At 73.6% G+C, this 21,987-nt stretch carries 14 protein-coding genes, 4 tRNA genes, 1 other RNA gene and 1 pseudogene; 11 read left to right on the top strand and 9 right to left on the bottom strand.

Annotated elements, in window-relative coordinates; genetic code table 11:
- Positions 1-155: 155 nt before the first annotated feature.
- On the top strand, positions 156-2,516 hold the full coding sequence (locus G7Z13_RS16875) for an ATP/GTP-binding protein (protein ID WP_166000235.1): 2,361 nt from the start codon (positions 156-158) through the stop codon (positions 2,514-2,516).
- A gap of 68 nt (positions 2,517-2,584) precedes the next feature.
- On the opposite strand, the gene G7Z13_RS16870 is transcribed toward G7Z13_RS16875, so the two are convergent.
- Positions 2,585-2,669, bottom strand: a tRNA-Ser gene (locus G7Z13_RS16870).
- 72 nt (positions 2,670-2,741) lie between these two features.
- Between G7Z13_RS16870 and ffs the strand changes: the two genes are divergently transcribed.
- The 6 genes from ffs (at position 2,742) to G7Z13_RS16840 (ending at position 12,049) form a co-directional block, all read left to right on the top strand.
- Positions 2,742-2,840: signal recognition particle sRNA small type (ffs, locus tag G7Z13_RS16865), an RNA gene on the top strand.
- Between the two features lie 144 nt (positions 2,841-2,984).
- Positions 2,985-5,342, top strand: coding sequence for a DNA polymerase III subunit gamma and tau (locus tag G7Z13_RS16860; RefSeq protein WP_166000233.1), 2,358 nt, complete (start codon positions 2,985-2,987; stop codon positions 5,340-5,342).
- A gap of 460 nt (positions 5,343-5,802) precedes the next feature.
- Positions 5,803-7,056: a phosphoribosylamine--glycine ligase gene (gene purD, locus G7Z13_RS16855; protein WP_166000231.1), complete on the top strand. Its 1,254-nt coding sequence runs from the start codon at positions 5,803-5,805 to the stop codon at positions 7,054-7,056.
- A gap of 290 nt (positions 7,057-7,346) precedes the next feature.
- Positions 7,347-9,215 (top strand): hypothetical protein, encoded by a 1,869-nt coding sequence (locus G7Z13_RS16850; protein ID WP_166000229.1) that lies wholly within the window; start codon positions 7,347-7,349, stop codon positions 9,213-9,215.
- Between the two features lie 357 nt (positions 9,216-9,572).
- Positions 9,573-11,081, top strand: coding sequence for a N,N-dimethylformamidase beta subunit family domain-containing protein (locus G7Z13_RS16845; protein WP_166000227.1), 1,509 nt, complete (start codon positions 9,573-9,575; stop codon positions 11,079-11,081).
- A 68-nt stretch (positions 11,082-11,149) separates the two neighbouring features.
- Positions 11,150-12,049 (top strand): phosphoribosylaminoimidazolesuccinocarboxamide synthase, encoded by a 900-nt coding sequence (locus G7Z13_RS16840; protein WP_166000226.1) that lies wholly within the window; start codon positions 11,150-11,152, stop codon positions 12,047-12,049.
- A 130-nt stretch (positions 12,050-12,179) separates the two neighbouring features.
- Here G7Z13_RS16840 and G7Z13_RS16835 read toward each other — a convergent pair.
- The 8 genes and pseudogenes from G7Z13_RS16835 to G7Z13_RS16800 form a co-directional block, all read right to left on the bottom strand.
- Positions 12,180-12,255, bottom strand: a tRNA-Gly gene (locus G7Z13_RS16835).
- Between the two features lie 23 nt (positions 12,256-12,278).
- Positions 12,279-12,887 (bottom strand): response regulator transcription factor, encoded by a 609-nt coding sequence (locus G7Z13_RS16830; protein WP_166000224.1) that lies wholly within the window; start codon positions 12,885-12,887, stop codon positions 12,279-12,281.
- A gap of 401 nt (positions 12,888-13,288) precedes the next feature.
- A pseudogene (locus tag G7Z13_RS16825) lies at positions 13,289-14,461 on the bottom strand (histidine kinase); the annotation flags it as partial.
- A gap of 17 nt (positions 14,462-14,478) precedes the next feature.
- A complete protein-coding gene (locus G7Z13_RS16820; protein WP_166000220.1) occupies positions 14,479-15,276 on the bottom strand; it encodes an ABC transporter permease in 798 nt (265 codons plus the stop codon).
- Positions 15,273-16,244: an ABC transporter ATP-binding protein gene (locus G7Z13_RS16815; protein ID WP_166000218.1), complete on the bottom strand. Its 972-nt coding sequence runs from the start codon at positions 16,242-16,244 to the stop codon at positions 15,273-15,275. The genes G7Z13_RS16820 and G7Z13_RS16815 overlap by 4 nt, the downstream gene beginning before the upstream one ends.
- A 177-nt stretch (positions 16,245-16,421) precedes the next feature.
- Positions 16,422-16,497, bottom strand: a tRNA-Gly gene (locus tag G7Z13_RS16810).
- A gap of 83 nt (positions 16,498-16,580) precedes the next feature.
- Positions 16,581-16,652: transfer RNA gene (locus G7Z13_RS16805), tRNA-Gly, on the bottom strand.
- A 158-nt stretch (positions 16,653-16,810) separates the two neighbouring features.
- Positions 16,811-17,128 (bottom strand): Lsr2 family protein, encoded by a 318-nt coding sequence (locus G7Z13_RS16800; RefSeq protein ID WP_166000216.1) that lies wholly within the window; start codon positions 17,126-17,128, stop codon positions 16,811-16,813.
- Positions 17,129-17,439: 311 nt separating this feature from the next.
- Between G7Z13_RS16800 and purS the strand changes: the two genes are divergently transcribed.
- From purS to G7Z13_RS16780, 4 genes are all read left to right on the top strand, one after another.
- On the top strand, positions 17,440-17,703 hold the full coding sequence (gene purS, locus G7Z13_RS16795; RefSeq protein ID WP_030251612.1) for a phosphoribosylformylglycinamidine synthase subunit PurS: 264 nt from the start codon (positions 17,440-17,442) through the stop codon (positions 17,701-17,703).
- Positions 17,700-18,380, top strand: coding sequence for a phosphoribosylformylglycinamidine synthase subunit PurQ (gene purQ, locus G7Z13_RS16790; RefSeq protein WP_166000215.1), 681 nt, complete (start codon positions 17,700-17,702; stop codon positions 18,378-18,380). Before purS ends, purQ begins: the two co-directional genes overlap by 4 nt.
- A complete protein-coding gene (purL, locus tag G7Z13_RS16785; RefSeq protein ID WP_166000213.1) occupies positions 18,377-20,635 on the top strand; it encodes a phosphoribosylformylglycinamidine synthase subunit PurL in 2,259 nt (752 codons plus the stop codon). The genes purQ and purL overlap by 4 nt, the downstream gene beginning before the upstream one ends.
- Before the next feature lie 115 nt (positions 20,636-20,750).
- Positions 20,751-21,986, top strand: coding sequence for a hypothetical protein (locus tag G7Z13_RS16780; protein ID WP_166000211.1), 1,236 nt, complete (start codon positions 20,751-20,753; stop codon positions 21,984-21,986).
- The last annotated feature ends 1 nt before the right edge of the window (position 21,987 follow it).

Genomic DNA, 21,987 nt, shown 5'->3' with positions numbered 1-21,987 from the left:
GTGGGACCGATCGTTGCCCACGCGGACGGCAGGCAAGGCGTCGAAGGGCGCCGCGCGTGTTGCCGTTCGCAGTGGCAGCACTCGGGGGTGTTGCCGTTCCGGACGGCAACACCATTGCCACCACAGGCGAGTTGGACCGCGGCGATACTGGCCGGATGTACGACGGACAGGCGCCCACCCCTGGCGAGGTGGCCACGGCCGCCCCGGCCCGGCCGGTGAGGCTGGCCCCGCTGAAGGACGGCTTGCCCCCGGAGAAGCGGGCGCTGGCGCAGCATCTGCGCCAGCTCTTCCTCGTGCTCGGGATCGGCGTGCGGCGCTTCGCGGCACGGCAGTTCATCGATCCCAGCTCGGTGACCCGCTACCTCAACGGCGAGCGGGTCCCGCCCTGGGACTTCGTCACCAGGATCATCGAGGAAGTCGAGAAGGCCCGGGCCCCCCTCACCCCCGAGGCGCAGGCGGCTCTGTGGGAGCTGCACCGGGCGGCGCTGAAGAGCAACCGGCACAGCAGTGAGATGCAGGCCCTCCAGGACAGGCTGGCCGAGGCCGACGAGGAGACCCGCCGCATCACGACCCGGCAGCGCGCCCTGCAGGAGGCGCTGCTGGACCGGGAGGGCCGCCTGGCGAAGGTACGGGGCCGGTGCCGGAACCTGGAGGCGCAGCTGGAGGAGCAGCGGCTCGCCCACCGGGGCGAGGTGGAGCTGTGGCGGGGCGAGTACGCGCGGCTTCAGGAGGAAAGCGGTGACCTGCAGGAACAGGTCATCTACCTGCAGGAGGCACTGGCGGTCACCCGCGCGGAACTGATCGCCGCCGAGGACCGGTGCCACCGGCTGGAGAGCAGGCTCGAGACCCTTCAGGCACTGGGCGGGGGCGAGCAGGACGACGACGAGCGCCCCTCCATCGTGGCGATGCTGGAGGAGGCCGACCGCAGGTCCTCGGTGCCCGAGCTGGTGCGGGCCGTCGGGGATCTGGAACTGCGTACCCGGAAGGCCATGGCGAGCGAGCTCGTGCGGTCGGCCGGCCAGTCGCGCACCGTCGAGGAGGTGGCGGGGCTCCTGTCCGCGCTGCGGCGGGCGGGCTTCGACACGCACGCCCAGACCGCGCTGCCCGCCCTGCTGATGGTCCGCTCGGTCGACGACACCAGTGCCCTGGCCCGGGAACTGTTCCGGGACGGCCTGGAGGAATACGTGGTGATCCTGGTCCAGGCGTCGGTGCGGTTCCACCAGCCCGAGGACCTGGCCGACTTCGCCCTCGCGCTGCACCGGGCCGGGCTCCCGGAGCACGCGGAGGGTCTGCTGGGTGCGGCGGCCGTGGTCCGTTCGGTGCCCGACCTGGTGTCCGTGACCCTCACCCTGGCGGGCGGCGAACTCGACGGCGCGGTGGTCACCGCGATGTCGGCGGCAGCCGCCCAGCGACCGGTGCCCGACCTGGTGACGCTGCGCCTCACCCTGCGCGAGGTGCGGCTGTCCCGGTACGCGGACGTCCTGCAGCGGGCGGTGGCGGCCGGGCGGTCCGCGTCCGACGTGGCCGAGTTCCTGCGCGCGCTGAGCCACCACGGCCTGGAGCGGGACGCCGAGACGGTCTTCGCCCTGACCCAGGACCGCAGCATCGGCCATCTCATCCCGCTCGTCCAGGCCCTGCGGGACGGACGGGCCTGGTCGGTGCTGTCCCGCGCGGGGAGGTGCCGTCCCGTCGACGACGTCGCCGTCCTGATCAGCGAGCTGCACATGGCGGGACGCCATCAGTTCGCGGCGAACCTGCTGGTCCTGACCGTGCGGTCGCGACCGGTGGACCAGATCGAGCAGCTGCTGGACCTGCTGGGCGGTATGGCACCGGGCCTGGAGTCGGTCATGCGGACCGCGGCCAGGATCCTCACGCCGGCCGAGTGCGCCGCACTGCTGACCTGGCTGGAGCACCACGGGCTGGACGCGCCCGCCGAGGCGGTCTTCCGGTGCGCGGTCCACGACGAGCTGGCGGGACAGGCGGGCCTCTTCCTCGCCGCCCTGGCCGAAGCCGGTTCGCGCTGTGCCGGCCGGGACGTCCTGTGCCGGCACGCGAGCACCATGGAGGTGCCGACCCTGGCCCACCTGATGCTGGCCCTGGAGTCGGCCTCGCTGACGAGCCAGCTCGACGCGGTGATCACCGACAGGTACCTCCATGGTCCGGTGGTCGACGTGGCCCTGCTGGTCAAGCGGCTCGGCTCGACGAGCGGCGTGGGTCCGCGCGCGGAGCGCGTGCAGCGACGGATCCTTCACCACATGGTCCGCGCCCGCTCCTGCGCCGATCAGGCGGCCCTGGTCGGAGCCCTGCAGGCGGCGGGTCTCGGCGCACTCGCCGACCTGCTCGTCACCGAGGCCCTGAAGGCCCATGGGCGGCAGTTCAAGGACCACCTGACGCGGGAGCGGACCAAGCACGAGCAGAAGGTCATGTCCCGGGCCTTCTGGGTCTCCGACCGCCCTCGCCCCCGACGCCGCGACCGGCGCGCCCAGACGGGCGGGAGCGCCGAGGCCGACCTGTGAGACGCCACACGACGAGGGCCCCGACCGGCGAACCGGTCGGGGCCCTCGACTGCCCTGGCGGGCGGAGGCGGAGGATACGAGATTCGAACTCGTGAGGGGTTGCCCCCAACACGCTTTCCAAGCGTGCGCCCTAGGCCTCTAGGCGAATCCTCCGCCGGAAACATTACATGACCGAGAAGGGTGCTCGCGAACTCGTTCCCCGCCCCCGGGATCAGGTAGCCTGGGCGCAGCCCCTCACGCGGCGCTATCTGACTGAACTCCCCCAGGGCCGGAAGGCAGCAAGGGTAGGTCGGCTCTGGCGGGTGCGTGGGGGGCGCTTGCGTTGCCGGGCGTGTTGCGGCCGTGATCGGCGATCTCGCGAGAGCACTGCCGGTGATCTTTGAGGCCGGTGCCGGCGATCTCCCGAGCCCGCTGTCGGCGATCTCGGGGCGGATCCGGTTGTCAGTGGGCGCCTATAACCTCGTATGCGTGTCGTCTCTCGCGCTGTACCGCCGCTATCGCCCGGAGTCGTTCGCCGAGGTCATCGGGCAGGAGCATGTCACCGACCCGTTGCAGCAGGCGCTGCGGAACAACCGGGTCAATCACGCGTACCTGTTCAGCGGTCCGCGTGGCTGCGGCAAGACCACCAGCGCACGCATCCTCGCCCGCTGTCTGAACTGTGAGCAGGGTCCCACTCCCACCCCCTGCGGGGAGTGCCAGTCGTGCCGCGACCTGGCCAGGAACGGGCCGGGTTCGATCGACGTCATCGAGATCGACGCAGCCTCCCACGGTGGTGTGGACGACGCCCGTGAGCTGCGCGAGAAGGCCTTCTTCGGCCCCGCCTCCAGCCGGTACAAGATCTACATCATCGACGAGGCCCACATGGTCACGTCGGCCGGCTTCAACGCCCTGCTGAAGGTCGTCGAGGAGCCGCCGGAGCACCTCAAGTTCATCTTCGCCACGACCGAGCCCGAGAAGGTCATCGGGACCATCCGCTCGCGGACCCACCACTACCCGTTCCGGCTCGTCCCGCCGGGCACGCTCCGGGACTACCTCGCCGAGGTGTGCCGGAAGGAGGACATCCCCGTCGAGGACGGCGTCCTTCCCCTGGTCGTCCGGGCCGGCGGCGGGTCCGTGCGTGACTCGATGTCCGTCATGGACCAGCTGCTCGCCGGCGCGGGGGAGGAGGGTGTGACGTACGCCATGGCCACCTCCCTCCTCGGCTACACCGACGGCTCGCTCCTCGACTCCGTCGTCGAGGCCTTCGCCACCGGTGACGGCGCCGCCGCCTTCGAGGTCGTGGACCGGGTCATCGAGGGCGGCAACGACCCCCGCCGGTTCGTCGCCGACCTGCTGGAGCGGCTGCGCGACCTCGTCATCCTCGCCGCCGTGCCGGACGCCGTCGAGAAGGGGCTCATCGACGCCCCCGCCGACGTCCTGGAGCGGATGCAGGCCCAGGCCGGCGTCTTCGGCGCGGCCGAGCTGAGCCGCGCCGCCGACCTCGTCAACGAGGGCCTGACCGAGATGCGCGGCGCCACCTCCCCGCGCCTGCAGCTGGAGCTGATCTGCGCCCGCGTCCTGCTTCCCGCCGCGTACGGCGACGAGCGGTCCGTCATGGCCCGCCTGGACCGCCTGGAGCGCGGCGTGAACTTCTCGGCGGGCGCCGGCACGCCTCCCATGGGGTACGCGCCGGGGCCGGACGCCCACGCCGCCGCCGGGGCCGCCGGTGCGGTTCCTCCGGGGGGCGGGGCCGCCGCGGCCCGCGCCGCCGTACGGGGCTCCGGCGCACCCACGGCTCCCGCCGCCGCTCCGGCCCCCGCTCAGCCCGCATCTCCCGTCCAGGCCGCCCCGGCACCCGCGCCCGCGCCCGCCGGCACCCCCGCCCCCAGCGCACCGCAGCCCGAGGCCCCGGCCGCCGCCGCACCCGCCCAGCCGGCGGCCGCGCCCGCCGCCCCGGCCCCCGGCGCCTGGCCCACCGCCACACCCGCCGGCGCCGGTGCCGGTCGCCGCCCCGGCGGCTGGCCCACCGCCACCGCCCCGGGCAGCGGGCCCGGCCGCCCCCCGGCGGCCCACACCCCGAGCGCGCCCGGCGCCCAGGCACCCGCCCCGTCCGCCGCCGCCCCCTCGGCCCCCCTCCAGGCCGCCCCGGTCGGCGGTCTCGACCCGCGTGCCCTCTGGCCGGACATCCTGGAGGCGGTGAAGAACCGCCGCCGCTTCACCTGGATCCTGCTCAGCCAGAACGCCCAGGTGACCGGCTTCGACGGCACCACCCTCCAGCTGGGCTTCGTCAACGCGGGCGCCCGTGACAACTTCGCGAGCAGCGGCAGCGAGGACGTACTGCGGCAGGCGCTGGCCGAGCAGTTCAACGTGCAGTGGAAGATCGACGCGATCGTCGACCCGTCCGGCGGCTCCGCACCCTCGGGCGGCGGCCCCGGCGGCGGCTACGGCGGAGGCGGCGTCTCCGGCACCGGCGGCGCGCCCTCCGGCGGCTACGGCGGTGCCACCGCCGGCGGTTACGGCGCAGCAGCGGGCGGTGGTTACGGCGGCGGCGGTGGTACGGCGACGGCGCAGCGCCCGTCCCAGCCCGCCTCCCCGGCTTCCGCGGCTTCCCCCGCCCTGCAGGCCACCGCGACCTCGGCCGCCGCCCCCGCCGCTCCCACGCCCACCGCGGCCCCGGCCCCCGTGCCCCCGCCGCCCAGCCGGGACCCGGCCCCCGTCCCGGTCGCCCCCGAGGACGACATCCCCGAGGACGACGACCCGGACCTCGACGAGTCGGCCCTCTCCGGCCAGGAGCTGATCATGCGGGAGCTGGGAGCGACGGTGGTCGAGGAGTTCACCAACGAGTAACCGTGATCCGGTGGGCCGCGCGACCCGGGTGCCCGAGACGGTCCCGGCCCGCGCGGATCACCTGCGCGTCGCTTGCCCGACCCCCTAGCCGCCCGGCCCTCGCGGATCACGCCACCCGCCCCGCGTGTGGCCCCGCCGGGCCCGAGAAGTGCCCCGCCTTGCCCGCGCATGGCTCCGCCGGGGCCTGCGAACCGCCCTGCCCGGCCCCGCGTATCGCTCCGCCGGGTCTGTGAACCGCCCCGCCTCGCCCGCGCGTATGGCTCCGCCCGGCTTGTGAGCCACCCCGCCTGCGCCGCGTACGGCCCTCCTGGCCCGTGAACCTCCCCGCACCCACCCCCCCCGTATCACCTGCCCGCACCCCTCCCCACCCCCTCTCTTGGAGAAACCCACAACCACCCCGCCCCCATCCCTTCAGCCGCCCGCACAAACCGCCCCGCCGGGCTCCGGTTAGGCTGACCCCGTGAAGGTCCTCGTCATCGGTAGCGGCGCCCGCGAACACGCCCTGTGCCGTTCCCTGTCCCTCGACCCCGCCGTCACCGCGCTGCACTGCGCGCCCGGCAACGCCGGCATCGCGGAGGTGGCCGAGCTGCACCAGGTCGACGCCCTCGACGGCGCGGCGGTGGCCGCGCTGGCCACGCGGCTCGGCGCCGAGCTGGTCGTCGTCGGCCCCGAGGCCCCGCTGGTCGCGGGCGTGGCCGACGCGGTGCGCGAGGCGGGCATCCCGGTCTTCGGCCCGTCCAAGGAGGCCGCGCAGCTGGAGGGCTCCAAGGCCTTCGCCAAGGACGTGATGGCGGCGGCGGGCGTGCCCACGGCCTGTTCGTATGTCTGCACGACCCCGGAGGAGATCGAGGAGGCCCTCGACGCCTTCGGCGCGCCGTACGTCGTCAAGGACGACGGTCTCGCCGCCGGCAAGGGCGTCGTCGTCACCGGCGACCTCGACCGGGCCCGCGCCCACGCGCAGGCCTGCGAGCGGGTGGTCATCGAGGAGTTCCTGGACGGCCCGGAAGTCTCCCTCTTCGCCGTCACGGACGGCGAGACGGTCGTCCCGCTCCAGCCCGCCCAGGACTTCAAGCGGGCCCTGGACGGCGACGAGGGCCCCAACACGGGCGGCATGGGCGCGTACTCGCCGCTGCCCTGGGCCGACCCCAAGCTGGTGGACGAGGTCGTGCAGACCGTGCTCCAGCCCACGGTCGACGAGATGCGCCGCCGCGGCACGCCGTTCTCCGGTCTGCTGTACGCCGGACTGGCCATCACCGGCCGGGGCGTGCGGGTGATCGAGTTCAACGCCCGCTTCGGCGACCCGGAGACCCAGGTCGTGCTGGCCCGTCTGAGGACCCCGCTGGCCGGTCTGCTGATGGCCGCCGCCACCGGCAACCTCGCCGACCTGGAGCCGCTGCGCTGGAGCGACGAGGCCGCGGTCACCGTGGTCGTCGCCTCGCACAACTACCCCGGCACCCCCCGCACCGGCGACCCGATCACCGGTCTGGACGAGGTCGCCGCGCAGGACGCCCCGCACGCGTACGTGCTGCACGCCGGCACCCGGCGCGACGGCGACGCCGTGGTGAGCGCGGGCGGCCGGGTGCTGTCCGTCACCGCGACCGGCAAGGACCTCACCGAGGCCCGTGAGCGCGCCTACCAGGCGGTCGGTCGCATCCGGCTCGACGGCTCCCAGCACCGCACGGACATCGCGGCGAAGGCGGCGGCGGGCCGGTAGCGGACCCCGCGGCACCCCTGCCCACCAGGCATGATCCAGGCCCCGGACTCCCGACGGAATCCGGGGCCTGACCTTTGCTCTGCGTCATCCACCTTTCCCCAAAGCCATTCCATCGAGTGACCGATGTGCTTTCCGGCTGACGGGGGCCGAACCCCCAACTAGGGTGCGGCGCAAGCGTTCCGGCACTTGGCCCACCGGCATTGCGATGTCAGTGGTGGGTGCCACAGTGGGGGAGTGAGCAACACCAGGACAGCCAGTGCAGCCAGGACGGGAGGGGGTGAGGTCCGGTCGTGACCGCCATCGGTGTGGAGGTGGGGGCCAAGGCCGCGCGGGCCCGGGCCATGGCCGTGCTGCGGGTGCGCAGCCGGGCGCTGGCCGTGGCCCTGCTGCCGGCCGCCGCCGCGGTGATCCTGCTCGCCGGCGGCTCCACCGGGCGCCTGACGGGCCCGGTCTGGGACGCCGCCCGCTGGGCGACCGGCGCCCTCGCGCTGCTCGTGCTGCTCGCCGCAGCCGGCTTCGCGCTGGTCGTCGCCCGCGCCCGGCCGGCCGTGAGCCCCACGGTCCCGATCGCCGAGGAGGCCGCCCCGGATCTGTACCGGCTGGTGCGCGACCTCGCCGACCGGCTCGACGTCCCGGCCCCCTCGGCCATAGCGCTCACCCCGGACTGCGACAGCTGGCTGGAGGACCGCACCCACCCGGCCCACGGCCCGCCCCCGCCCGGCGAAGACCCCGGCCACCCGCCGGGCCTCGCCCGCCGCGGCCCACGCGGACTGCGCGGCCCACGCGGACTGCGCGGGCCGCTCGGTCGGGGCGGCCCGCTCGGTCGCGGCGGTAATGGCGATCACGCGGGTCACGGCGGTCACGGCGGTCCCCGCCGCACACCGACCGCACCGGTCCTCGTCATCGGCTCCCCGTTCCTGTGGTGGATGCGCGTGGGCGAACTGCGCGCCGTCCTCGCCCCCGTCGTCGCCGGTACGGGCCCCTCGGCCCACCCGGACATAGCGGCCGCCAGACGCTTCGTGCGCGGTCTGGACGCCGCGGTGGCCGTCACCTCCGCCGCGGGCCGCGGCCCGCTGACCCGGCTCCCCGGCGCCGGAGCCGCCTGGCTCGCCCGGCTGCTGCTGCGCGGCTGCCGCGAGCACGCCGCCGAGATGGAGCGCGGTGTGGCGGCCGCCGCCGCCGAGCGCGCCCAGGCGGTGGACTACGGGCTGCGGATCGTCGCCCAGGAGCAGGTCGGCCTGGCGTACGCGGGCTGGGACCGGCTGCTGACCCGGGTCGCGCTGCCCGCCTGGCGGATGGGCCGCTGGCCCTCCCGGCTGGACGCGGGCGTCGTGGCCGCCCTCACCGAGCTGTCCCGGCGCGACCGGCTGGCCGAGGGCTTCGCCTCCCGGCTCGGCGAGCGCCCCGCCTGCGACCTGCTGGAGGAGCCCGGCGCGGTGGACGAGGCCGCCTCGCTGCTCGCCGCCCGCCTCTTCCACGGCGGCCCCGCCGAGCCGGGTCCGGACTGGTGTCCGGTGGACTGGCAGGAGTATCCGGAGGAGGTCGTCGACCGCAAATGGCGCACCGACGCGGCCCGCCTCCACCGCGTCCTGGACACCCTCGGCGTCCGCCGCACCGCCCCCGACGCCCAGGGCCCCACCCTGGCCCGCGTCCTCGACCACCTCGCGGAGGAGACCCCCGCCCCGGCCCGCGCCTCCGCCCACGCGTCGCACACCGCCACCCGCGTGGAGGACGCCGACGGGCAGCCCGTGCCCAGCCCCCGCTGCACCGCCCTCGCCGCCGGTCTCAGCGAGGAGCTGACCCGCGAGGAGGAAGCAGCTCTTCCCGTCGTCCCCGCCCAGCCGGCCGCCGCCAGCCCGGACGCACCGCTCTGGGACGACGCCGCCCTCCCCCTTTTCCCCCTCCAGCCGCCGCGCACCCCGCGCGAGCTGCTGGCCGACCACATCACGGCGATGGTCTGCTGCGCGGCGATGGACACCGCGGGGGCCACCCCCGGCCTGGACTGGCTGGACGGCCCTTCACTCCTGATCAAGGGCGAGCGGGCGGCCGACCTCGCCCCGAAGGTCCTCAGCCTCATCGAGGACGGCGACCCGGCGCCCCTGCGCGCCTGGCTGACCGAGATCGGCATACGCCCCGAGAAGCCGGTTCGTCTCGTCTGAGCCCTCCCCTCCCGGAGCCCTCTGTTCCGCTTTCGGTCAATTCGAAACGAACGGTGACGGAGTCCGTGCGCAATGTGATGTGCTGGGACCGAACAGGCGCGTGGCAAGGGCTTGCGACATACGACAAGCTCATCACCGCACCAGCGCCACCAGCACCACTTCCGTCCCGCGACCACCCGGCCGCGGCCCACGCGAACGCACCACCGCACCACCCCAGGACCCGCACGACCCGAGAGCAGCACCACCGCACGACCCGTCCACGCAGCTCAGCACCACCGCACGACCTGACCACCGCACCACCGGACCGCCGAACCGACCACGACACACACGGGGGCCCAAGGGAGGGGAGCACGCACCATGGGCTCGGACCAGATCCGCCGCTGGGAGTCGGGAGCACTGGCGCACGCCGTGACGGACCCCTTCGGCCAGGGCCCGCTCCCCTGGCTGCGCGGCAGCGAGACCTACTTCGACGACGGCCAGGTCGTCCCCTGGTACGTCGACCCGGACGCCCCCGAGCGCACCGGCGCCGGCCACCGCCCCGGCAGCCGCGTGCCCGCCCCGCGCGCCGGCTCGACCGGCCCCATCCGCTCCGCCGACGACGTGCACCGCCAGATCAAGGGCTTCGCCTCCACCGGCGCGGTCGCCCCCGGCGAGGCCGTGGACTTCCACATCACCGTGGACCCGCCGCAGGAGTTCAGCGTCGACGTCTACCGCATCGGCCACTACGCCGGTGACGGCGCCGCCAAGATCACCACGAGCCCGCGCCTGTCCGGCATCGTGCAGTCCCCGCCGCTCGTCGTCGACCGTACGGTCTCCTGCCACCACTGGTGGCTCTCCTGGCGTCTGCAGGTCCCGGACCACTGGAGCACCGGCGCCTACGTGGCCGTGCTGACCACCGCCGACGGCTACCGCTCCCACGTGCCCTTCACCGTCCGCGACGACCGCCCGGCCGACCTGCTGCTGGTGCTGCCGGACGTCACCTGGCAGGCGTACAACCTCTATCCGGAGGACGGCCGCACCGGCGCCAGCCTCTACCACGCCTGGGACGAGGACGGCCGCCTGCTCGGCGAGCACGACGCCGCGACCACCGTCTCCTTCGACCGCCCGTACGCCGGGGCGGGCCTCCCGCTGCACGTGGGCCACGCCTACGACGTCATCCGCTGGGCCGAGCGCTACGGCTACGACCTCGCCTACGCCGACGCCCGCGACCTGCACGCCGGCCGCGTCGACCCCACCCGCTACCGGGGGCTGGTCTTCCCGGGCCACGACGAGTACTGGTCCCCGCAGATGCGCCGCGCCGCCGAGGCGGCCCGCGACCACGGCACGTCCCTGGTCTTCCTGTCCTCCAACTCCGTGTACTGGCAGGTCGAGCTGGGCCCCTCCCCGTCCGGCAGCCCCGACCGCCTCCTCACCTGCCGCAAACGCCAGGGGCCCGGCAAACCGGTGCTGTGGCGCGAGATCGACCGCCCCGAGCAGGAACTGCTCGGCATCCAGTACGCGGGCCCGGTCCCCGAACCCCACCCGCTGATCGTCCGCAACGCCGGCCACTGGCTGTGGGACGCGACCGGCGCGCACGAGGGCGACGCCATCGAGGGCCTGGTCGCGGGCGAGGCCGACCGCTACTTCCCGCGCGCCCCCCTCCCCGACCACGACGAGCGCATCCTGCTCGCCCACTCCCCGTACCGGGACGCCGAGGGCGTCACCCGCCACCAGGAGACCTCCCTCTACCGCGCCCCCTCCGGCGCCTGGGTCTTCGCGTCCGGAACCTTCGCCTGGTCCCCGGCGCTGGACCGGCCGGGCCACGTGGACCGCCGTATCCAGCGCGCCACCGCCAACCTCCTGGACCGCATCTGCAAACGTGACTGACCCGCTGTCCGCCGGCCCGTGCCCGTACGGGACAATCGAGGCATTGGACAGAACCACGGGGAGGAACCGTGTCCGGATTCGTTGAAAAGCCCGAGCCGATCCAGGTTCCGGGCCTGGTGCATCTGCACACCGGCAAGGTGCGCGACCTGTACCGGAACGAGGCGGGCGACCTCGTGATGGTCGCCAGCGACCGCATCTCCGCCTACGACTGGGTGCTGCCGACCGAGATCCCCGACAAGGGCCGGGTCCTCACCCAGCTCTCCCTGTGGTGGTTCGACCAGCTCGCCGACCTCGCCCCCAACCACGTCCTGAGCACCGAGCTGCCCGCCGGCGCCCCCGCCGACTGGGCCGGCCGCACCCTGGTCTGCAAGTCGCTGCGGATGGTCCCGGTGGAGTGCGTGGCCCGCGGCTACCTGACCGGCTCCGGCCTCGCCGAGTACAACGAGTCCCGTACGGTCTGCGGCCTCGCCCTCCCCGAAGGCCTCACCGACGGCTCCGAGCTGCCCGGCCCGATCTTCACCCCGGCGACCAAGGCCGCCGTCGGCGAGCACGACGAGAACGTCTCCTACGAGGAGGTCGCCCGCCAGGTCGGCGCCGACACCGCCGCCCGGCTGCGCCAGCTGACCCTCGCCGTCTACGCGCGGGCCCGTGACATCGCCCGCGACCGCGGGATCATCCTGGCCGACACCAAGTTCGAGTTCGGCTTCGACGGCGACGCCCTCGTCCTCGCCGACGAGGTGCTGACCCCGGACTCCTCCCGCTTCTGGCCGGCCGACCAGTGGCAGCCGGGCCGCGCGCAGCCGTCGTACGACAAGCAGTTCGTGCGCGACTGGCTGACCTCCGCCGAGTCGGGCTGGGACCGCAAGAGCGAGCAGCCGCCGCCCGCACTGCCGCAGCAGGTGGTGGACGCGACCCGGGCGAAGTACGTGGAGGCGTACGAGCGTCTGACGGGCACGCCCTGGAGCTGAGCCGGCCATGGCCCCGCCCCGGCCCGCCCCCGGCCCGTCCGGGGGCATCCGGGGACACCCGAGGGCTTCCCGGGACAAGATCCGAGGCAACGCGAAAGGCCCCCGGTGGAAACCGGGGGCCTTTGCTCTGTGGAGCGGACGACGAGGCTCGAACTCGCGACCTCAACCTTGGCAAGGTTGCGCTCTACCAACTGAGCTACGTCCGCGTTGCGCCGTGGCGCGAGAGCAACTATACCCAACCTCGCTCGCGTGCGAGACGCACCGCCGCATGACGGTTCTCCACCCCGAGCTTCGACACGGCCGACGACAGATAGTTCCGGACGGTCCCCTGGGACAGCGCGGCCCGCTCGGCGATCTCCGCGACCGGCGCCCCGTCGGCGGCCAGCTCCAGCACCTCGGCCTCGCGCGCGGTCAGCGGCGAGTCCCCGGCCGAGATGGCGTCGGCGGCCAACTCCGGGTCGACGTAACGGTTTCCCGCGTGCACGGTGCGGATGATCTCCGCGAGCCGCTGGGCGCTCACCGTCTTCGGGACGAACCCCCGCACGCCCGCCGCGAGCGCCCGCTTCAGATGCCCCGGCCGGCCGTGGCTGGTCACGATCAGCACCCGGCAGCCCGGCAGCTCGGTCCGCAGCGATGTGGCGACCTTCACACCGTCGGCGCCCGGCATCTGGAGATCGAGCACCGCCACGTCGGGCTCGTGCGCCCGCGCCATCGCCAGCGCCTCCGGTCCGGTGGCCGCCTCCGCGACGACGAGCAGGTCGTCCTCCAGCGAGAGCAACGCGGCCAGCGCCCCCCGGATCAGATGCTCGTCATCCGCGAGCAGCACCCGCACACTCACGCCACGACCCCCCGCCCCACGGCCCGGGAAGCCTCCTCCGCACGGGCGGCGAAGCCCTCCGCCCCGGCCCCGTGATCCTCGCCGTGACGCGCCGACGCCCCGGCCTCACGCACCGGCCGCCCCGTCCGGCCCACCGAACCCCCGGCCTCACCCGCGAAAGCCCCGGCTCCGACCCCCGGAACCCCGACGCGGACCCCTGACTCCCCGCCCCCGCTCGCCGAGTCCACGACCACCGGCTTCCCGCCTCCGCTCACCGAGTCCGCGACCCCCGGCACCCCGCCTCCGGCCGTCGAGTCCCCAGCCACCGAGTCCCCGGCCACCGGCACCCTCGCCACCACCCGGAACACCCCGTCCCGGTCCCGATCCCCGTCCCGGTCCCCGTCGCCGTCCCTCTTCCCGTCCCCCACGAACCCCGCCTCCAGCGTCCCGTCGACCGCCCGCAGCCGCTCCCGCAGCCCGGCGAGTCCGGAGCCGCCGCGCCCGGTGCCGGCGGGCGCCGCGGTCTGCGACGCCCCCGCGCCGTCGTTCTCCACCGTCAGCACCACGAACCCCTGCGCCATCACCAACTCCACCGAACACCGCCGGGCGTCCCCGTGCCGCAGGACGTTCGTCGTGGCCTCCCGGACCACCCAGCCGAGCGCCGACTGCACCTCGGCGGGCAGCCCCGCGGCCCCGCCCGTCACCTCGCAGTCGATCCCGGCGGCCTTCAGGACGCCCTGCGCACCGAGGAGTTCGACCCCGAGGTCGGCCTCGCGGTAGCCGCGTACGACATCGCGGACCTCGCGCTGCGACTCGGCCGCGATGCGCTGCACCTCCACCATCTGCGCGACGGCCTCCTCCCGGCCCCGCCGGGCGAGCTGCACGGCCAGCTCGCTCTTGAGGGCGATGACCGCGAGGTTGCGGCCGATGACGTCGTGCAGGTCGCGCCCGAACCGCAGCCGCTCCTCGGCGACGGCGAGCCGTGCCCGGGTCTCACGGGCCGCGTCGAGCTCCCAGACGGCGTTGAGCAGCCAGACGGAGAAGACGGACGTGAAGGCGAAGAAGCCGGTGCCCGCGAGGGTCGCGATCGCGCTGGCCAGCGCGCCGGTGAGGGGCGCGCCGAACGCCACGGCGACCGCGGCGACGCCCGCCGAGAACCCGGTCACCAGCAGGGCGGCGGGGCGTCGGCCGCGCAGGCCGAGGGTGATGCCGCCGACGCCGAAGACGAGGATCCCGCCGGCCGCCGTGCCCAGCGCGGTCTCGGCGTCGTCACCGGACACCTGCCGGGCGAGGGCGAAGCACAGGCTCGCCAGCAGCGCGCTGGCCGCCCCGAGCGCCCACATCAGCCGCACCGGCCGTTCCCGGGTGCCGCGCACCCAGTCCAGCGCGCGGGACCCGGTCAGCGCGCACAGCGCGGCGTGGGCGCACAGCAGGGCGAGCAGGCCCCCTCGGGCGGGCATCCCCGCCACGGCGAGCAGGGGCAGCCCGAACAGCCCGGCCTCGATGACCGCGAAGAAGTGGAACGACCACCGCGTGTACGTCTCGACCTTCGCCGGAGTGCTCTTGCCCTGCCACCACGTCCTCGGCCCGGTCACCCGACCCGCCCCCTCCGTCAGCGCCTCGGCTCCCACCGGAACCACCGCCGTACAGCAAACACCGCGACAGCGGTCCAGGCCAGCGCGGTGGCGACGGCGCCCAGTGCGTCGTAGCCGGACAGGTCCCCGGTCCAGCCGCCCCGCACCAGGGTGATCACCGGGGTCAGCGGCAGCAGTTCGCACACGGACGCCACCCGCTCCGGCAGCACCTCCAGCGGCACGGTGATCCCCGAGCCCAGCATGGAGACGAACAGCACCGGCAGCGAGGTCACCTGCGCGCTCTCCGCGGTCCGGGTGAAGGCGGCGGTGGCGGCGGCCAGTGCCCCGCACAGCACGATCCCCAACAGCAGGCCGAGCACCGCGAGATGGGGCGCGGACGGGGCCCCGACGTCGAGCAGCGCCGCGCAGCCCACCGCGAGCAGCACCGACTGCGCGATGCCGATGCCGGAGGCCGGCAGCGCCGCCCCGACGAGGATCTCGCGGTCCCGCAGCTCACCGGTCCGCAGCCGCTTGAGCACCAGCTCCTCGCGGCGCGTGACGTAGGCGGTGGTGAGGGCCGCGTACACGGCGAAGAGCAGGGAGAAGCCGACGGCGGCGGGCAGCAGCACGGTGCCGACGGTCAGCCCGGCCTCCTTGAGGTCCATCTCGTCGACCGCGGCCCGCACGCTGAACGGCAGCAGCAGCGGCACGAGCACCACGGAGACGATCGTCGCCCTGCTGCGTCCCAGCAGGGTCAGCTCGGCGCGCGCCAGCGCGCCCATCCGCCCCGCGACGGTCGTCGTGCTCCGGCGCTCCGTGACAGTCGTGGTGCTCATACGGCGGCCCCCTCCCCGTGCGAGTGCTGTGCCGCGAGGGCCGAGGCCCGCCCGGCGATCCCCAGGAACGCCTCCTCCAGGGAGGCCGGGCGTACGTCCAGCCGCCGCAGTTCCACCCCGGCGTCGCGCGCCCACACCAGCAGCCCGGTCGCGGCCCGTTGCGGCTCGTGCGTCCGCAGCCGCACGGTCCGGCCGTCCATCTCGTGTCCGACGACGCCCAGCGCGCCGAGTGCGGGCAGGTCGCCCGGAAACCAGCCGTCGGGCAGCTCGAAGGAGATCCGGGACGGCTGGGCGGCGGTCACCTCCTCGGGGGTGCCGCGCGCCGCGATCCGCCCCTCGTGCAGGATCGCCAGCCGGTCGGCCAGCTCCTCGGCCTCCTCCAGGTAGTGCGTGGTCAGCAGCACCGTCGTACCGGCGTCGCGCAGGGCCCGCACCAGGTTCCAGGTGTCGCGCCGGCCCTCGGCGTCGAGCCCGGTCGTCGGCTCGTCCAGGAACAGCACCTCGGGGTCGCCGAGCAGGGCGAGCGCCAGGTCGAGGCGCCGCCGCTCCCCGCCGGAGAGCTGCTTGACCCGTACCCCGGCCCGCTTCGCGAGCCCGACGGTCCGCAGCGCCTCGTCGACGGGCCGGGCGCCGCTGGTGCAGCCCGCCCACATCCGCACGGTCTCGCCGACGGTCAGCTCCGCCGGGAACCCGCCCTCCTGGAGCATCACCCCGGTCCGCGGCCGTACGGCGTCCCGCTCGCCGTAGGGGTCGTGCCCGAGCACCCGCACTCGGCCCGCGCTCGGCGGTGCCAGTCCCTCCAGCAGCTCGACGGTGGACGTCTTGCCGGCGCCGTTGGTGCCCAGCAGTGCGAAGACCTCACCGCGCGCCACGTCGAACGTGATCCCGCGCACAGCTTCGAACCCGCCCCCGTAGACACGTGTGAGGTCGGTGACCTCGATCACAGGCTCGTGTCCGTTTGTGTTCATGCCTTCAGCCTCCCGGCGGCCGGGGCGGTCCGGCAGTGCGCGCTGTCACCGGCGGGCATGACAAATGTCAGAAGGCGGCGGCAGACGAGGCCAGGAGGAGGGAGGGCGGGGCAAGGCGAGGAAAAGGGACCCGGAAAACACCGAAGGCCCCGGTCGGATGACCGGAGCCTTGATGACTGGAGCGGACGACGAGGCTCGAACTCGCGACCTCAACCTTGGCAAGGTTGCGCTCTACCAACTGAGCTACGTCCGCATTGCTCCCGACCAGCTTTCACTGACCGGTGCGGGCACCAGCCTACCTGATCCACAACAGTGGTCCGTACGGTGGTGGTGCAGAGCGGGTGACAGGAATTGCACACTGCGCCTTCCCCCTGGAAGGGGGATGTTCTGCTACTGAACTACACCCGCGTGTCCGTGAGCCGGGCCTTTCGGCCTCGCCCCTCGGCGTGCTCCAGACTCTAGCTGATCAGCGGGGGTGCTGCGCAAGTCGGTTGACGCGAGGGGCGGCTGAGCGGCCGTCGGCCCCGCCGGGCCGGGGCCGCGCGGGGCCTCACGGGGCGGTGGCCTCACTGGGCGGCGGCGAACGCCTCGTAGACCTTCTTCGGGATGCGGCCGCGGGCGGGGACCTCCATCTTGTTGGCCTGCGCCCAGGCGCGCACGGCCGCCGGGTCGGGGGCGACCTCGGTCTGCCTGTAGGCCCTGCCCGACTTCGACCGCTTGCGGCCGGCCTCCACGTAGGGCGCGAGCGCCTTGCGCAGTTTCCTGGCATTGGCTTCATTCAGGTCGATCTCGTACGACTTGCCGTCGAGTCCGAACGCGATCGTTTCCGCCGCTTCCGAGCCGTCGATGTCGTCGAAGAGGGTGACCACGACCTTTTGCGCCACGAATATCGGTCCCTTCGTGCGGCACCTCAAAGCAGCTCATCTGCAATGACGTGCCGAGTATCGGCTATTGCCAATTCATTTGTACAGTGCCCGGCAAAGCAATGGGAAGCCCGACTAAATCTCCCCGCGTGTCCCCGGCGCAATAGCCGTTGCGGAGCTATCCCGGATCTTTCCCTGAACTTTTCGTGAAGGGGTGGCTCCGATGCCGGATCGTGACGGGCGGTCCGTAGGTTCCTACAACTCTACCCGCGTAGAAATTTTGTGCGGGTAGTCTGAAGGAACCTGCTCAGCACCACACACCGGGAGTGCCAGTGGCACGCGTCGTAGTCGACGTCATGCTCAAGCCGGAGATCCTCGACCCCCAGGGCCAGGCGGTGCAGCGCGCACTGCCGCGGCTGGGTTTCGACGGGATCTCGGACGTCCGCCAGGGAAAGCGTTTCGAACTGGAAGTTGACGGGCCGGTCGACGAGGCCGCGCTCGCCCGCATCCACGATCTTGCGGAATCCTTCCTCGCCAACACCGTGATCGAGGACTTCACCGTCCGCGTCGAGGAAGTCGCGGAGGCCGTGAAGTGACCGCTCGTATTGGCGTCGTCACTTTCCCGGGCTCTCTCGACGACCGGGACACGCAGCGCGCGATCCGCCTCGCGGGCGCAGAACCCGTCGCTCTGTGGCACAAGGACAAGGACCTGAAGCAGGTCGACGCCGTCGTGCTGTGCGGCGGTTTCTCCTACGGCGACTATCTGCGCGCCGGTGCCATCGCCCGCTTCTCGCCGGTGATGGACACGGTCATCGACCAGGCGAAGGCCGGTCTGCCGCTCCTCGGCATCTGCAACGGCTTCCAGATCCTCACCGAGGCCCACCTGCTGCCCGGCGCGATGCTCGGCAACGACCACCTGCACTTCATCTGCCGCGACCAGAAGCTGCGGGTGGAGAACGCGGACACCGCCTGGACCGCCGACTACACCGCCGGCCAGGAGATCCACATCCCGCTGAAGAACATGGACGGGCGGTACGTCGCCGACGAGTACACGCTCGACAAGCTGGAGGCCGAGGGCCGGGTCGCGTTCCGCTACCTGGACTTCAACCCCAACGGCTCGCTGCGCGACATCGCCGGCATCACCAACGAGGCGGGCAACGTCGTCGGTCTGATGCCGCACCCGGAGCACGCCGTGGAGCCGCTGATCGGCACCGGCCGCACCGACGGCCTCCCGTTCTTCACCTCGATCCTCAAGAAGCTGGTCAACGCATGAGCCGGACGCCTCTGGACACGGTCGAGCACGCGACCGCGACCCCCGACGTCGAGCTGCCCTGGGCCGAACTCGGCCTGAAGAAGGACGAGTACGAGCGGATCGTCGAGATCCTCGGCCGCCGCCCCACCGGCGCGGAGCTGGCCATGTACTCGGTCATGTGGTCCGAGCACTGCTCGTACAAGTCCTCCAAGGTCCACCTCCGCCAGTTCGGCGAGAAGGCCCCCGAGAACGACGCCCTGCTCGTCGGCATCGGCGAGAACGCCGGCGTGGTCGACGTCGGCCAGGGCTACGCGGTCACCTTCAAGGTCGAGTCGCACAACCACCCGTCGTACGTCGAGCCCTACCAGGGCGCGGCCACGGGTGTCGGCGGCATCGTCCGCGACATCATCGCCATGGGCGCCCGCCCGGTGGCCGTCGTGGACCCGCTGCGCTTCGGCGCGGCCGACCACCCCGACACCAAGCGCGTCCTGCCCGGCGTGGTCGCCGGCATCGGCGGCTACGGCAACTGCCTGGGCCTGCCCAACATCGGCGGCGAGGTCGTCTTCGACGCCGTCTACCAGGGCAACCCGCTGGTCAACGCCGGCTGCATCGGCGTGATGCGGCACGAGGACATCCACCTCGCCAAGGCGTCCGGCGCGGGCAACAAGGTCATCCTGTACGGCGCCCGGACCGGCGGCGACGGCATCGGCGGCGCCTCCATCCTGGCCTCCGAGACCTTCGACGACGCCAAGCCGTCCAAGCGCCCCGCGGTGCAGGTCGGCGACCCCTTCCAGGAGAAGCTCCTCATCGAGTGCACCCTGGAGGCCTTCAAGGAGAAGCTGGTCGTCGGCATCCAGGACCTCGGCGCGGCGGGCCTGTCCTGTGCCACGTCCGAGCTGGCGTCGAACGGCTCCGGCGGCATGCGCGTCACCCTGGACGACGTCCCGCTGCGCGACTCCACGCTCTCGCCCGAGGAGATCCTCATGAGCGAGTCGCAGGAGCGCATGTGCGCGGTCGTCGAGCCGGACAAGGTCGACCGCTTCCTGGAGATCTGCGACAAGTGGGACGTCATCGCCACCGTCATCGGTGAGGTGACCGACGGCGACCGCCTGGAGATTTTCTGGCACGGCGAGAAGATCGTCGACGTCGACCCGCGCACGGTCGCCCACGAGGGCCCCACCTACGAGCGCCCCTACGCCCGCCCGGCCTGGCAGGACGAACTCCAGGCGGACGACGCGAACAAGCTGCCGCGCCCGCAGACCCCGGACGAGCTGAAGGACCAGGTCCTCAAGCTGGTCGCGTCGCCCAACCAGGCCTCCAAGAAGTGGATCACGTCCCAGTACGACCACTTCGTGCAGGGCAACACCGTCCTCGCCCAGCCCGAGGACTCCGGCATGATCCGCATCGACGAGGAGACCGGCCTCGGCGTCGCCATCGCGACCGACGGCAACGGCCGGTACGCCAAGCTCGACCCGTACGCGGGCGCGCAGCTGGCCCTCGCCGAGGCCTACCGCAACGTGGCCACGACCGGCGCCAAGCCGCTCGCGGTCTCGGACTGCCTGAACTTCGGCTCCCCCGAGGACCCCGCGGTCATGTGGCAGTTCGCGGAGGCCGTGCGCGGTCTGGCGGACGCCTGCCAGCAGCTCGGCACGCCGGTGACCGGCGGCAACGTCTCGCTGTACAACCAGACCGGCGAGGCCGCCATCCACCCGACGCCGGTCGTGGCGGTCCTCGGCGTGATCGACGACGTCGCCCGCCGCACCCCGGTCGCCTTCCGGGAGGAGGGCCAGCTCCTCTACCTGCTCGGCGACACCCGCGAGGAGTTCGGCGGCTCGGCCTGGTCCCAGGTGATCCACGACCACCTCGGCGGCCTGCCCCCGAAGGTCGACCTGGAGCGCGAGCGCCTGCTGGCCGAGATCCTGATCTCCGCCTCCCGCGACGGCATGATCGACGCCGCGCACGACCTGTCCGACGGCGGTCTCATCCAGGCGGTCGTGGAGTCGGCGCTGCTCGGCGGCAAGGGCGCCCGTCTGATCGTCCCCGACGGTCTGGACGCCTTCACCTTCCTCTTCTCCGAGTCCGCGGGCCGCGCGATCGTCGCCGTCCCGCGCTCCGAGGAGGTCCGCTTCACCGACATGTGCGGCGCCCGCGGCCTCCCGGCCACGCGCGTCGGCGTCGTGGACGGCGACACGGTCGAGGTCCAGGGCGAGTTCACCCTCACCCTGGACGAGCTGCGCACCGCCCACGAGAGCACCATCCCGGCGCTGTTCGCGTAAACGGTGACCCGCGAGGCCCCGTCCGGCTCCCGGAGCCGGACGGGGCCTTGTCAGTGCCCGACGGTAACGTCGGAGACACGAGCCGTTCCGGCAGGCCGAACCGGGGGGAGCAGCGGTGAAGGTTCCGGACGGGGTCCGCAAGGCCCTCAACGTGCTGCTGTGCGTGGTCGCCGTGGCCGGCACCGGCTTCGCCGGCCGCGAGATCTGGCAGGTCTGGGACGCCAGACGGCAGATCGACGCGGCGTGCGCGGGCCTGGTCCCGGCCGGCCGGGTCCTCGCGCTGTCCCCGGCGGGCGGCACCCTCACCCACCGGCAGGCCGAGGAGGGCACCATCGAGCTGGAGTCCCTGCCGAGCGGGCAGGACTGCGAGCTGTTCAGCACCGAGGCGGGGGAGAGGACCGGCTCGGCGAGCGGCGCGCGGTGGTTCTTCACCGGGGCGGTGGGCGTCGTGCCCTCCGGCGAGCGCCAGACCCCCGAGCAGCCGTGGGACCCGGTCGGCGACCCCTTCGGCCGCTACACCTACCCCGCGCAGCCGCTCGGCGGAGGCATCGCGGGGATGGTCACCGACTCGGGCGTCGTGGTCGAGCTGCCCTGCCCCAGGGGCAGGGTGAACGGGCAGCGGATCAGCGCGCTGTGGGCGAGAGCCACCCTGATGACCGGGCGGCCCTTCACCGAGCGGGAGCAGCTCACCGCGCACGACCGCGACGTCCTCGCGCAGACCGCCGTCGGCACCGCCAACAACCTCGCCGAGCGGCTGGGCTGCCCCGGCCGCCTGCCCGATCCGCCGGACGGCATACCCGCCCTGACGCCCGGCCCCACCCCGGCCTCCCGCGCCTTCGGCACCTGCGCCTGGTACCGGGCGGCGGGCTTCCCGCGTGACCGGCTCCTTCCCGACCAGGTCCTCGCGAGCCGCACCGACGCCCGGCTGTGGGACGAGCGGTGCGTGCTGGTGCTGAGCCGGTCGCGGGCGAGCACGCTGTGGCACGGCCACGCGGACAGCCTGCCGGGCGCCGGCCGCCCGAGCCGCCCCGGCCAGTGGTTCGTCGCCCTGCACACCTACTCCGGCGAGCACGCGAAGAACGTCCACCTCGGGACCGACGGCTCCACCGGATCCGGCACCCGCGCCGAGCCGGGCCAGGCCGGCCGCGACGGCCGCCAGCCGGTCTGGTGGGCGTCCTCCGTCTGCGCGGGGCGGGCGCAGATCCACACCATGACGGCCGCCTACGGCTACGACAAGGTGGCCGCGGCCCAGCTGGAGAAGCTCTTCCGCGGCTACGTCGACGACGTCACCGCCCGCCGCGGCTGCACCGACGTCACCCTGCCCGCCCCCGCGTCCTTCCGCGCCGACTAAG

It is taken from the genome of Streptomyces sp. JB150, assembly GCF_011193355.1.
GTDB lineage: Bacteria > Actinomycetota > Actinomycetes > Streptomycetales > Streptomycetaceae > Streptomyces.
Note: the sequence above shows the minus strand (reverse complement) of the source record. Positions and strands in the feature narration are given on the sequence as shown.

Excerpts from the sequence above, each read along its gene's own strand:
- purL (WP_166000213.1), top strand. The coding sequence starts at position 18,377 with ATGAGCCGGACGCCTCTGGACACGGTCGAGCACGCGACCGCGACCCCC.
- G7Z13_RS16815 (WP_166000218.1), bottom strand. The coding sequence starts at position 16,244 with ATGAACACAAACGGACACGAGCCTGTGATCGAGGTCACCGACCTCACA.
- G7Z13_RS16875 (WP_166000235.1), top strand. The coding sequence starts at position 156 with ATGTACGACGGACAGGCGCCCACCCCTGGCGAGGTGGCCACGGCCGCC.
- G7Z13_RS16845 (WP_166000227.1), top strand. The coding sequence starts at position 9,573 with ATGGGCTCGGACCAGATCCGCCGCTGGGAGTCGGGAGCACTGGCGCAC.
- G7Z13_RS16820 (WP_166000220.1), bottom strand. The coding sequence starts at position 15,276 with ATGAGCACCACGACTGTCACGGAGCGCCGGAGCACGACGACCGTCGCG.